Annotated in this window: 10 protein-coding genes and 1 riboswitch; of the genes, 3 read left to right on the top strand and 7 right to left on the bottom strand. The window is 42.6% G+C overall.

Annotation, left to right across the window (positions count from 1 at the left end):
- Nucleotides 1-171 precede the first annotated feature (171 nt).
- From AB4298_RS13725 to AB4298_RS13745, 5 genes are all read right to left on the bottom strand, one after another.
- Complete coding sequence (locus tag AB4298_RS13725; protein WP_371987139.1) at nucleotides 172-1,725, bottom strand: cadherin-like domain-containing protein; 1,554 nt, start codon at nucleotides 1,723-1,725, stop codon at nucleotides 172-174.
- Nucleotides 1,726-2,093: 368 nt separating this feature from the next.
- A complete protein-coding gene (locus AB4298_RS13730) occupies nucleotides 2,094-2,978 on the bottom strand; it encodes an AraC family transcriptional regulator (protein WP_371987140.1) in 885 nt (294 codons plus the stop codon).
- Nucleotides 2,979-3,121: 143 nt separating this feature from the next.
- A complete protein-coding gene (locus AB4298_RS13735) occupies nucleotides 3,122-4,210 on the bottom strand; it encodes a cysteine synthase A (RefSeq protein ID WP_371987141.1) in 1,089 nt (362 codons plus the stop codon).
- Nucleotides 4,211-4,348: 138 nt separating this feature from the next.
- Nucleotides 4,349-5,518: a pyridoxal phosphate-dependent aminotransferase gene (locus AB4298_RS13740; RefSeq protein ID WP_371987142.1), complete on the bottom strand. Its 1,170-nt coding sequence runs from the start codon at nucleotides 5,516-5,518 to the stop codon at nucleotides 4,349-4,351.
- 256 nt (nucleotides 5,519-5,774) lie between these two features.
- Nucleotides 5,775-7,955, bottom strand: a complete 2,181-nt coding sequence (locus AB4298_RS13745) for an immunoglobulin-like domain-containing protein (RefSeq protein WP_371987143.1) — start codon at nucleotides 7,953-7,955, stop codon at nucleotides 5,775-5,777.
- Between the two features lie 66 nt (nucleotides 7,956-8,021).
- Nucleotides 8,022-8,104: riboswitch (cyclic di-GMP riboswitch) on the bottom strand.
- A 441-nt stretch (nucleotides 8,105-8,545) separates the two neighbouring features.
- Between AB4298_RS13745 and AB4298_RS13750 the strand changes: the two genes are divergently transcribed.
- Together AB4298_RS13750 and AB4298_RS13755 are read left to right on the top strand one after the other, a co-directional pair.
- Nucleotides 8,546-8,854 carry an Mg2+ and Co2+ transporter gene (locus AB4298_RS13750; RefSeq protein WP_371987144.1) on the top strand — a complete coding sequence of 103 codons (309 nt, stop codon included), beginning with the start codon at nucleotides 8,546-8,548 and terminating at the stop codon, nucleotides 8,852-8,854.
- Entirely contained in the window at nucleotides 8,854-9,885 is a 1,032-nt protein-coding gene (locus AB4298_RS13755) for an HlyD family secretion protein (protein ID WP_371987145.1), read from the top strand. Before AB4298_RS13750 ends, AB4298_RS13755 begins: the two co-directional genes overlap by 1 nt.
- 102 nt (nucleotides 9,886-9,987) lie before the next feature.
- Here the strand turns inward: AB4298_RS13755 and AB4298_RS13760 are convergent, their stop codons facing one another.
- A complete protein-coding gene (locus AB4298_RS13760; RefSeq protein WP_371987147.1) occupies nucleotides 9,988-10,668 on the bottom strand; it encodes a Bax inhibitor-1 family protein in 681 nt (226 codons plus the stop codon).
- A 283-nt stretch (nucleotides 10,669-10,951) separates the two neighbouring features.
- On the opposite strand from AB4298_RS13760, the gene AB4298_RS13765 reads away from it, so the two are divergent.
- Entirely contained in the window at nucleotides 10,952-11,203 is a 252-nt protein-coding gene (locus AB4298_RS13765; protein ID WP_220765371.1) for a DUF2999 family protein, read from the top strand.
- A 120-nt stretch (nucleotides 11,204-11,323) separates the two neighbouring features.
- On the opposite strand, the gene AB4298_RS13770 is transcribed toward AB4298_RS13765, so the two are convergent.
- Nucleotides 11,324-12,646: a toxin-antitoxin system YwqK family antitoxin gene (locus AB4298_RS13770; protein ID WP_371987149.1), complete on the bottom strand. Its 1,323-nt coding sequence runs from the start codon at nucleotides 12,644-12,646 to the stop codon at nucleotides 11,324-11,326.
- Between the last annotated feature and the right edge of the window lie 76 nt (nucleotides 12,647-12,722).

A 12,722-nucleotide genomic window follows, 5' to 3' on the forward strand; every position in this document is an offset into this window, starting at 1 on the left:
AACCGAGAAAATAAATCCATAGCGACTTACCACAGCCTTTTCAGCCAAGATCCCACAGCTTGTAGCTACGACAGCGACAATCGTTAACCCATAAAAAAGCCTCAAGTAAAATACTTAAGGCTAAGTCTAATCAAAGGTGAAACTCGCTGAACTTATTCAGCTAGAGCACGTTTACAGGTGCATCTTTTTAATCAAAGCTGCACGCACATCGTAATCGTCTTTATGGCAGCTAGAACAGCTATCTTTTGAGGTATTCCAAGGCTGCACATACTTACCATCTTTAGAGAAGTTCTCAGCACTATCGGCAGGATAGTCTAAGTTAATTCTGAAGAAGTGCTTATCTTTCGGCATATGACAGCTTTCACATTTAGCGACAAAGCTATGTACTTCAAGCTCTGGGATAAATGGCTTGTCATAGTGACAATCGATACAATCCCTCACCATTGCGTTTTCATGGCCAGGTTTATCACTATTGATTTTAGATTGGTGTGGGTTATGGCAGGTGTGGCAAGCCATATCAGCTTTCTTACCAGTAACTTCCCCTGTATCAGCATCCATACCCAGCATCGCGTCACCCGCTACTCGACCACCAATATCATAAGGAATCGTTCGACCGCCAATCGTATCGCCACCAAAGTCTTGGTTATGTTCACTCACAAAACCTGGGAACTTACGATTAGTCTTTTTGCTGTGACACTCGCTACAGGTTATCGCTTTACCAAAACCCATATCCGCTTGCATTAAGTCCGAGGTATAGCGTCCTGTTGCAATACGATCGATATCATCTGCAGACTGAGTTTTCACATGTTTATCGCCCGCGCCATGGCATGCTTCACACTGAATACCTGTCATCTCAAATGTACCTTCAATTCCAACAAGACCATCTTGATGATTTGGATTTAAGTCTGAACCCGGAGTGTAATCCTTCCAGCCAGTAGTATGGCAATGACCGCAATCAAATACATGTGCATCTGGCTCTCCACCTGGGGCGTAACCTGAGATATGATCTAGCGTAAAGTCTTCGCCATTTTCAGGCAAAATTGCCCGCACCCCGGTACCTGATAAGATGTAGCCATTTTTATCTAGATACATTGCGGTACGATAATAACCACCAATCACATAGCTGACCTCTTCCCAGCTATTTGGTGTACCTGCGCTATTATCTGCGCCATATAGCAACTCAACAGAGCCTTCTAAAGATGTAAATGGGAACTTAGGTGCCTCACCATTTTCTATTTTACTTAGCTTAAAATTATGGCCAGTTTCTAAAAAGGTGTCTTTGTCAGTATGGCAGCTTAAACAAGTTTGACTGCCCACATAGCGGCGTGTTTCAGTTTTGTCACTAACCTTAATGGTTACAGTTGCGCTGTCTGTCGCCCCTTCAGGATCAGCAACAGTGTAATTAAACACAACGGTGCCAATTTGCGCAGGAGTGAATAACAACTGATTATCCTTAATTACGCCTTCGCCGCTGCCTTCTACTAACTCTATCAAACTCAGCGTAAGAGCGTCTCCGTCTGGATCACTATCATTAGCAAGCGCATCAATCATTACAGGCGTACCAATAATCGCTGTTGCAGTCGTCGCCATGGCTATAGGTGGGTTATTGTCGCTTGGAGGTGGAAGCGGCGAGACATCATCACTGTCTGAGCCACAGGCAACCAATAAAGTCACCATACTTGCTAGTAACGCTTTTTTATAGGAAGCATTTACACTATTTATCATGATATTCCCTGCAAAGTCATCATTGTTTTTATATTTAAATTTCTTACATGCCTTATTTAACTCTTTACTAAACAAAGCAATGAATTTGGAATAAAATATTGCAGCTCAATTAAGGATAAAAATTCCCATTTGCTCATTTTTAGGTGCAAAAAAGCAGCTCATCAGGTTAATTTATATGCTAAAAAGCCAATAATATTTGGCTTAGTGATTATTGAGTTCTATATTTTACAAAACAGAAAATAGTCAATTAATGACCTAGGGGTAATGGATTTATCATCCCAAAAATGGTGATTTTCGTACCTAGTAATAACAATGTGAACTAAATGGCTTTTTACCTAATAAATATTAGGCTCTATACCATAGAGATATCAAGCTTGTGCGTTAATAACACGTGCCTCTTTAAATTGAGATGGCGTAAGCTGAGTATGTCGCTTAAAAAACTTCACAAAATAAGTCACATCATCAAAACCAAGATCATAAGCTATCTCTTGGATCTTGGCGCTACCGATAATTAGTCGGCGTTTAATTTCAAGAATCGCATGCGCATCAATCAACTGTTTTGCTGTTTGGCCACAAGCTTGCTTACACAGCAAATTAAGTGACTTATAGGATACATGCAGCATCTGCGCATATTCCGATGCCTCACGGGTACTTGCAGCCTTGCTCTCTATGAGCAGTAAAAATTGCTGGAAACGATATGCCTGCGCCTCATTTAAATGTAAGGCTTCTGTCTTTCTCTCTGCAGCTAATGCGACCAGTAATGACGAGAATAACAATTGCACAAGCAATTTAGAGTCTGTGGCGCCTTCTTGAGCTTTATTAATTTCGTACAATAAGTGCTCACAAGTTTCTATCAAAGGCTGACTTAAACTTAAAAGCGGTTGCTGTGAGCTCACCAGATGAGTAGGAGTAAAAAATGGAATACGAATATTAGTTAAAATAGTATTTAAAAAATCTTCAGTAATGTTAATCATCTTACCTTTTGGTCGACTTTTTAAATCAAAAGCATGCACTTGATGTTTATTGATAAAAATAAAGCTACCATTTTTAAATGGATGATATTTAAAGTCGACAAAGTGACCACCTTGCCCCTCAGTGATATAAATAAAACAGAAGTAATTAATCCGATGAGGTTTAGATGGACAAAACTTACACTTAGCGAGTTTGCTGTAAAAATGGTCTAAATCTAATATTTCGACGCCAGATTTATTAATATTAGGCGCTCTAAATTCAACATTGGGAACACTGTGCATCAACTTAATTCCTACCCTTGCACATCCCTAAACCGGATAAAACTCATGCTTAGGGCTATACGGATAACTACTTTAGCGGACTATCTAACACCAAAAGCTAATTATCAATAAATGTGCAGTAAAAACTAAACCCAGCTCCCAATCTACTCTAAAGTAACCACTGCGCTATCAGCCTCAGCTTGATAACGAGCAAACATATCTGCAACGGCTTCGCTGCTGCCACTAAAACCTTTGTCGCTAAGAAATTTTTCATTATAAAGCTTTGATGAAGAGCGCTCGGCAATATCACACCAAAAAGTCACTATAGTTTTGCCCCGGCCCATTTTTGCAGCGGCATAGAGTGCGCCGGCAACGTTTAACGCAGCGCTGCTACCAAGCGTAATACCGTCATATTCTCTAACATGGCGCGCAATAGCGATCAAATCAACATCCGGCAAAGTAATGGCTTTGTTGATCTTAGCTTGGCTAAAGTTCTCCACTAAACGCATGATGCCAATACCTTCGGTAAATGAACTGCCGCTTGATTGGTACTGGCCTGTTTTCAAATATGCGTAGATCCCAGAACCATCAGGATCCACCAACCAAGTTTGTAACTGTGGATTTTGCTCTGATAAATAACGCGAGTTACCAGCGATCGTGCCGCCGGTACCAGCGACAGAGACTAGCGCATCGATCACTCCTTTAGTTTGCTGCCAGATCTCAGGAGCGGTATTGAGATAATGGGCCCTAAAATTACTGGTGTTTTCAAATTGATCCGCCCACCAGCAATCACTATTCTCCGCAGCTATTCTTCTCGCGGTGTGATAGAAATGATCTGAATTAGCAAACGGGCATGGATCGACAAGTTTAAGCTTGGCATCATACAGGGTAACCATTTGCTCTTTTTCAGGCGCTTGCCCCTTTGGCATAACCACCTGCATCTTAAAACCAAGTGCTTTCGCTACCAGTGCTAAACCAATCCCGGTATTACCTGCAGTCCCTTCAACTATGGTCATGCCAGATGTTAACTTGCCGCTTGCAATGGCATCTTCCACCATCTGCAGCGCAGCGCGATCTTTAATAGAACCGCCAGGGTTTTGCTGCTCGCACTTAAGCAAGATCTCACAACCAGTCAGTTCACTGAGACTATTAATTCGCAGTAGATCGGTATTGCCTATCAGATCGGTGATATTGTTAGCAATAACGGGAGGGCTTATTGAAACGCTTGGATCGGATTTAGATGCAGTAGGCATAAGGAGGACTCTTTATGGTCTTAATTTTTACAAAATTAGTTATTACCATACTAGCCACTGCAAACAGTAAAGCCAAGTCCATCAAACACTCGAGCTCAACAGCTCACTTAGTAGCGAGCTGTTAATCTGAATCGTACTTTACACCCAGCCTAGTTCGCGGAACTTGGCTAAGGTTTTACAGAAATACTGCATCTGTGATGGCGTGCCGATTGAAAGACGATTCCAGCCTTCGCCGTGATTAAATGGACGTCCAACCAAAATCCCCGCCTTGACCATACGCTGCATATACAGCTCACTGTCGCCGTTGACTTTATGGAAAATAAAGTTGGTTTCGCTAGGAAGGTAATCTAAACCCAGCTCAGTAAGTTGCTGATAAACCAATGCGCGAGCCTGAGCATTTGACTCAAGACTCAACTCAAGCCATTGATGACTTTCAAGGCTGGCTTTTGCCGCAACACAACCAATTAAGTTGGCATTATCAATACTCGCTTGCGCCTGCATCAGTTTGATTAACTCAGGATGCGCAACACCGTAGCCGACACGTAAACCCGCTAAAGCATAAATCTTTGAGAAAGTACGGCACACCACAATATGCTGTTGCCCTTGATTGACTCGCTCTATCGCTGACACAAATCCAGCTTGCGCCACATATTCCACATAGGCTTCATCAACAATAAAGCTTAATTGGCTCGATGCTTGATCTAACCACTGATTGAGTTCGCTTTGCGGCAATAATAGACCCGTCGGGTTATTTGGGTTACATAAGTACACAATAGATGGACCATTATGGGCGGCAACCTTGGCTTTCATCGTGCTAAGGTCAGTTTGCCAATTGCCATCAAGCTTTACCTTCACCACTGGTACACCACGGGCGATAGCGTAATCAATAATCACACCATAACTCGGATCTGGCATCACTAACTGGGTATTAGTTTGCACCAGTGCATCTAATGCCATTTTTAGCACTTCAGATGAACCATTACCGTAAATAAGCTGCGAGGCTTCTAATGATAGATTGCTAGCAATCGTTGCCATTAAATCACTACGTGCCGCATCTGGATACCGCCAAGCGTTAGGCAATGCTTCAAGTACCGCTTGCTGTGCCTTAGGTGCTAGCCCTAATGGATTTTCGTTAAAGTTAAGCGGTATCGCTTCAGTGGTATTCACTGTTGCAGCTGATGGAGTTTGCGTAGAAACAGGGCTTGAGCTACAACCTAAAGTCGCTAAGCTAGATGCAGCAGCACCAGCATAAAGAAATTGACGACGGCTTAATTTGATAGAGTTTGACTCAACAGAATTTGATTGCATATTTATTTATAGTTATTGAATTAATATGAATAGATATTCATATTAATTGCTCACTATCGCTAGTATTTCAAAGCTAATTTGCTAACTAGATCACATTTAAACCTAGCCGTAAGCGTATATAAATAAAGTATAAATTAGCCTAGAGGCAATTGAGCTCAAACATCAAACAACTAATACAAAAAAGCCCTATCAAATTGATAGGGCTTTAAAGCTTATCGATATAAGGTTAGCCGATTAGCTTAATGTATTAACAACATTAACGAGCGAACCAAGCATCGGCCCAAGCGCTACCCACACCAGGCGCATAATGACTTGCTGAACCGCTACACCAGCCACTGTTTGGCCATGGTAGACACTCATAAACACCGCCGGCGTTAGTCACAACATCACCAGCTTGGTACTGAGTGCCTGCAGCGTACGCTGGGTAGTCACCGCCCTCATCTTCTTCAACTAAGCTGACGCTAGTACGGCGAGTTAGCTCTTGCTCTGGAGCGCTAACCACGACTTCATAGCTACCTTCAACTAAATCTGTCGCAGATAGAGTCAGAGCTGCAGTGCTTACGCTATTAACTTCAGTGCTAGCAAATACGTTATTGCCTTGCACTAAGCTAGCTTTAATCACCATGGTTTGGTTAACGCTAGCGCTAAATTCGATAGTGACACTGCCTTGATCAAGTACATAACGCGGTGCAATACCGGTGACATCAAGAGTTGGTTTAACCACTGGTGGTAAGCCACCGTCACAGTCGCTATCGCCTTGTGCTTTCCAAACGCCCCACTCGCCTGTAGTGCCGGGCTCATCGCCTTGAGTCCACCAGCCAGCTAACCAGCTCTTACCAGAATGACTAACTGTATCACCGCCAAGGTAAACCTTGGCTTTATCCCATGCGTTTTCACACACAGCGCCTTGCTCTTTCACTGTAACACTGCGCAATGCAACGGTTTGTTGCCCAGCACTGTCTGTTACACGGTAAGTGAGTGAATACTGACCTAATGTATCCGTATCAACATCACCTTCAATAACGATATGGTCAGTTAAGTCACCATCTTCGGCATCAAGTGCACTAACACCTGCCATAGGGTAAAACTCACTACCCACTAATACGCTGGCATTAGTTACGCCTTTGATTTCTGGTTTAGTGTTATACACTTCAACACTACGCACTTGTTCAGTCAGATTATCATCGCTATCAGACACGCGGTATGTTAGTGCATACAAACCCAGTGCATCAGTGTTTACGTTACCTTCAACTTCAATTGACGATGTTAAGTCACCATCTTCCATATCGTTGGCGGTTACGCCAGCTAGTGAATTAAATTCACCGCCTAACTTAACCCGAGTATTACTGATCCCACTAAAAATTGGTTTACCGTTATCAGGCTCTGGCGGCAAAATATCTTGGCCATGAATAAACGGACCGTATGCCTTAATGAATGACTCATTGTAAGCCTGACCTGCTGAGTTTTTCCCCATATCCCAGTTAACAGACCACGTCATCACACCACGTAGTGGCTGACCTTGTGCTTTTAGTTGTTCAAAAGCAGCGTATAGCTTTTGTGGATCTTTAACATAGCCGGTTGCTGCGGCATCGATGTTAGTAGGAATACCAAACACAAGTTTATCGTGCGGGATCTTAGTAAAACCATTGTTGCCATTCGCTAGCGCATCAGCGATATGATAAATAAACTCTTGTTTTAAATTATCGTTGTTTTGGGCAATCCAACCTAGGCCTTCGATATAAATACCGTCACCGCCTTGGTTATAAAACTGTGGGTTAATCCAATCGTAGTAGCCTTCTAATGCCGTGATATAAGGCACGTACTTGCCACTAGTTGTTAAGTATGGAAATTCTGGTGCCATAGTGATCAAGAAGTTTTTACCTTGCTCACGGTAGTAGTCTTTAACGATACGCAGCGCAGCAGGAATAACAGTTTGGTTGTCAGCAGCGGTAACAGCCGCTTGCTCAAGGTCGATATCCAAACCATCAAAACCATATACCTCAACTAAACGAATGATTTCATCCGCCAGTGCTTGCTCTTGGCCATTACGCAGCTCAATGTGCGCATCTGCGCCGCCCAATGCGATTAATACAGAGCGTCCTTGACGGTTTAGCTCACTGATTTGCTCAATAAACTGCGCTTGTGACAAGCCCACTGCAGGATCTAATTTAAAGGTAGGAATTGTGCCTACTGCGCCATAAACCTTCATAAATGACACATCAACAACGTTATATTGCGGATCGACTTCTTCTAATGTCACACATGGCGCTACGCCACCTTTGTAACCACCACCGGCACACCAGTTATGCCAATAGCCCACAACAACACCGGCTTGTGGATTAACCATATCGCTACCGTTAGCCATAGCTGGAGCAGATAACGCGCCCATAGCTAACGCAACACTAGCACCTAACAGGTTTATTTTTAGTGATTTCATGTATTTATCCCTTTTCATTAGATATAGAAAAGTAACAAACAGGCAGGCAGTGCGGCCTGTGTCACTTGTGGTAGCGCCACTGCCATAGGTTGCCCCTTAGGCTGGATGCTTTGCGTCACCTGCTTTCACAGGTTTTGCCTTTTTCAGCAAGTGCACACGGTGCAACTTGTAAGATCTGGCGGATTATTATCTGTAATCCTAATTTTGTAAATCTAAATATATCGATTAATCACCAACTTATAACTATAAAAACCACAAAATCATCAAAGACAAAATATTGACAACCAACATATTGATAAAAATCAGATAAAAATAAACAAAATTAAAATCTACCTAGCACCATGACCAATAAAACTCTGTTTTAACCAACAAAAACAACCAACAAAAAATATTTTCAAAAAGAAATGCCAGAAAACTTACATAAAATCTATTTCGTCGATTTTTTGCAGTACAGGTCTCAAAACTCAGTTTATTGACGCTATCTAACAAATGACTGGATAAGGAGTTCAACCTGGGTTCAGCAAGCCAACGCTAACATCTGCTTTCCAATAAATATCAAAAGCCGATGACACGCCGTCTAAGTGAGTTAAATGAAGATCCATGACACCGACTTTACCTATAAAAATCTACCAAGCGTAATAGTATTACTCGATTCCGTGGCCTTTATGTGGGTCGTCACCTTAATCACTGTCGGCATTTTTAGTTGGGTCGCTCTAAAACTTTGGCACCTGCACTCTTTGCCTAAGTACCTCGCTAAAGAACAAGGCATGCAGCAAGCAAAACTGGTGTTTTGGCTATGTATGCTAGGCCTATTTTGGAAACCTTTATGGGTACTGGCCGTTATCGCCATCGTCACCGACTGGGACAGAGCACAAGAATGGATTAGGGGGACACGCTAATGAAAGAGATCATGCTGCCGTACATTTTTATCGTTTGGTTACTGTTTAAATTCAAAGTGATAAAAACCAGACCGCGCAATTATTTTATTAGCGTATTTGTCGGTTGTTTAATTGCTAGTGCGCTGTTTTTGGCTCACCGCTTTTATTCACCTGCAGACTTAACTAACTCAACCACAGTAAGAGCTCCCCATGCGATTTTATCCCCTGCCATTGGTCAGCAGATAGAATCGATCGAAGTCGATCACAATCAACGAGTCAAAAAAGGGGAATTGATCTACACCTTAGTAGATGACAAGGTCAGTAGTGCCATCGATGAAATCAACGCGCGGATCAACGAGGTTGAGCGCAGCATCGAGGCAACTGAAGTAAAGCTTGCCCAAGCTAAGCGCACCCATAAACGTAAAGCCGAGCTAGGTCAGCATGTTAGCGAGCGCGATTTAGAAAATGCTGAGGACAATGTTGAGATAATAAAAGCAGAGCTTAAAGTGCAACATGCCCAGCTAGAAGTGCAGTATGCCCAACTTCGCAAACAGCAATTTGAGCTCAAACGCCTAGAGGTGCGCGCACCTTTTGACGGCATGGTAACCCATGTTTATATCGCCGATGGCTCACGTGTTGGAGCGATGCACCTATGGGATATCAAGCGCAAATTTGTCGAGATGCGTATTCCTGATCAGTCATTTGCCTATATTCAACCAGGTCAATTTGCTGAGTTTTATATTGATGCTTATCCAGGGCAGATATTTAGAGCCAGAGTGCACAGTAAGGTCGAAGCCACAGGTGAAGCCCAGGGCGATATCTTACCTCGTGAGCAGATGGTATCCCGCCATATAAACTTAGGTTCTATGCCTGTGGGCAGAACCGTGGTGCTAGAGGTGGATGAAGCCACTATGGCAATGCTCCCTATTGGCGCAACGGGCTCAGCATGGGTCAGTGCTAACAAGCCATTATCGATACTAGGGTTTCTCGATATTATCGGCGGTGCAACAGTAAGGCTGACCGCAGTGAAAGCCTACCTAAATCCGCTATAACTTTTTATGTTAACGTTTTAGTGTTTTTGCTAAGTAGAAATGCTTTAAACGAAAAAAGCACAGCCTAGGCTGTGCTTTTTGCTTAATCTCACTGGCTGTCAATTACGATCGCAGCGATGCAATAAGATTTAGAATACGCATAAATAAATTCATGATATGGATATACAACATGCCACCAAAATCTATCGCCTCATCTAAGGTTTCGCCATACTCACAAGCAACAGCCCAAGTATAACCAATGTAACCGCAGCTACTCAGTGCGACAATTAAATGGATCATATCGTGGCTATGACCAAACAGCAGCAGCCAAGTAAACTCAACCGACACTATCCATCCACCAATTACACATAACACCTTGCCAAAACTCAAAAAAAGCTTAGGTACTAAGGTTGAAGTAATGATCATTAATAAGGTAATGCCTACAGTATACTCCACGGCTACCGCGACCTCTGCCGCCGTAAACCCTTGTAGAAGTAGGCTTAAGGTAATGCAAAGGCTCAAAGTCATCAGGTTGTAGCCTAAAAAGCTCACCAGCGGCAGCGGATACTGCAGCATAATCAAGCAGCCGCCCATTAATGATCCAAACACAACTACTAGCAAAACCCAGGGATTTATCCAATGCAGTATTTCAATCGGAAAATACGCAACAGCTAGATAATTAAGACTAAATCCCCAAATTAGCACTAAGCCAATCACTAAATTAAATACCCGTTTGCTAACCTGCCTATCTTTTAAAAACAGCCCAGATAAGTAATGACTCAGGCCTGCTTGTGACTTTTCCATGTAAGCTATTTCCTAGCAATAATACGACGTTATACGCCAACTGCTGCGCAGCTTATCTAAGGTTTAAATTTGGCTATATCACTAAAAGCTAACTTTGCAAAACTCATCAATAAACAGAGAGTTAAATGACTACATTTTAAGCTAAACCTATCCTACAGCTAACAACAGTCAGTTGCAGGCATGCCTATAGTACACACAACAATAAAACTCACTCCACCTTGGGCAGAGATGAGTGTTAGAATTAGTCACTATTGAAAATTTACATACTCAAAAAGGTAATGCAATGAACCCGATTCTTGCGATCTTAAAAGAACACAACGTCAGTGATGAGCAAGCTAAAGAGCTGTTCCAAACACTAACTGAAAACCCAATGATGGCCATGGCAGTGATTGGTCAGCTCGGCATTCCACCTGAAAAGCTACAGCAGTTAATGGGCCTTGTAATGCAAAACCCTGCTTTGATTAAAGAAGCTGTTGAAGAACTAGGCTTAGACTTTTCTAAAGTTGAAGCAGCTAAAGCCCAACTACAAAAGTAGATAGCAACAGAAGTAATAACTGCTGAAGTAAATCGCGGCAAACACGCGGCTTCAGCAATAAAAAAGAGTAAGCTTTGGCTTACTCTTTTTTTGGCTTTCACTCAACTTTAACACTGCTAATTATTCACCTTCTTCAACAATAATTTGAGGCTCTGCAAACTTAGGGATCTTCAGCTCATTAGGTAAACTCAGTAACACAGCATCAACCACATTGTAGCCATCGCTAGCATCGACAAACTTCCATGTTTTACCAATATCGGTAGAGTAACCGACTAAGGCTGAATCTCGAGTCTGCATACCTTGTTTGCTTGGAGTGCTAATTGTCATTGGCAAGTAAGCATAAAACTCATCAGCATCAATAAACATTTGTGTGGCCTCGGTAAATGCCACCGAGTCTTGACTAAAAACGCCCGCTTTCATCTTTTCGGTGAACTGCCAAATGATGCGTTGATAACTAACTCTAGTGCCTTCAAACAGGATCTCTTCATCAACAATAAAGTGCATAAAGGTATCAATATCATTATCAGCAATACTTTGCTGAAACACCTTGGCGGCTGCAAGCGCCTTTTCAACGAGCCGCTGACCTTGCTGGTCGTAATATACCTGCTGACCAGTTGGCTGGCCGCTAATAACTGCAGTGTCCCACTTCAATTGTCCGTTAGGCCAAAACTCTCGCAATGTGCCGTTACCTTCAGCATCGAAATTGGCCTGCTGCTCCAGCGTGCCATCTTCTGAATAGGATTCAGCGAAACCAACTATCTGGCCATCTTGAAAGTGACGCTTTGCTCTTAGACTGCCGTTGTCGTGATAATCTGTAAACTCGCCCTGCTCTATACCTTCGTCAAAATAGCCCTCTTGTGCGAGTTGACCATTTTCATAGAAACGCTTTCTTATTCCTGCAGGATAGTGCTCGTCATAACGCAGCGTGCCGTCCGCATAAAAAGTCTGCCAATGACCTACTCTATCAAATCCTAGCTCGTAGCCGCGAACTTTCAATTGACCATTATCATGAAACTGTTCAACTAACTCAGGCTCTCGTTCGACTTTTGGCTCAATGGGGAAATCAGCCGTTTTCATTATCAAATCTGTACTGAATGACTCACCTTTGTCTTGCTCCTCTTCTGACAATGTCGCCAAAACAGGTAGTAATGCTTCCATTGAATCTTGTAATGCCTGCTTAGCAAGTACATCAAACTCTGCAGAGCCGCTCGACTCTTTAACCTTAGTTTGCACTTCAGTACTTTTTTTAGCGTCATAGTCTATGCCAATAACGACTTTTAATTGCCTAAATTCAGTATGGCTTTGCAGCGCTTTTTGCCCTGCTATCAAACTCAATACATAGCAACGCTCGAACGTCTCACATTCAATCTGAGCCGTTTTTTTGCTGCAAGCAGATAGAGTGAAAGCAGCTATTACACTGGCGGCAATTAGTATTTTTTTCATTAGATTAAGCAAGATGGCTGGCTAAGTGTTAGGCATGCTAAAGCAAATGACCTCGATTATAAAGCAGATTAGTCGA

This window comes from Shewanella sp. 10N.261.52.F9, assembly GCF_041471165.1.
Classification (GTDB): Bacteria; Pseudomonadota; Gammaproteobacteria; order Enterobacterales; family Shewanellaceae; genus Shewanella; species Shewanella marinintestina.

Bases quoted from the DNA above. Each gene is read 5' to 3' on its own strand.
- AB4298_RS13725 (WP_371987139.1), bottom strand. From the start codon at position 1,725: ATGATAAATAGTGTAAATGCTTCCTATAAAAAAGCGTTACTAGCAAGT.
- AB4298_RS13730 (WP_371987140.1), bottom strand. From the start codon at position 2,978: ATGCACAGTGTTCCCAATGTTGAATTTAGAGCGCCTAATATTAATAAA.
- AB4298_RS13735 (WP_371987141.1), bottom strand. From the start codon at position 4,210: ATGCCTACTGCATCTAAATCCGATCCAAGCGTTTCAATAAGCCCTCCC.
- AB4298_RS13740 (WP_371987142.1), bottom strand. From the start codon at position 5,518: ATGCAATCAAATTCTGTTGAGTCAAACTCTATCAAATTAAGCCGTCGT.
- AB4298_RS13745 (WP_371987143.1), bottom strand. From the start codon at position 7,955: ATGAAATCACTAAAAATAAACCTGTTAGGTGCTAGTGTTGCGTTAGCT.
- AB4298_RS13750 (WP_371987144.1), top strand. From the start codon at position 8,546: ATGAAGATCCATGACACCGACTTTACCTATAAAAATCTACCAAGCGTA.
- AB4298_RS13755 (WP_371987145.1), top strand. From the start codon at position 8,854: ATGAAAGAGATCATGCTGCCGTACATTTTTATCGTTTGGTTACTGTTT.
- AB4298_RS13760 (WP_371987147.1), bottom strand. From the start codon at position 10,668: ATGGAAAAGTCACAAGCAGGCCTGAGTCATTACTTATCTGGGCTGTTT.
- AB4298_RS13765 (WP_220765371.1), top strand. From the start codon at position 10,952: ATGAACCCGATTCTTGCGATCTTAAAAGAACACAACGTCAGTGATGAG.
- AB4298_RS13770 (WP_371987149.1), bottom strand. From the start codon at position 12,646: ATGAAAAAAATACTAATTGCCGCCAGTGTAATAGCTGCTTTCACTCTA.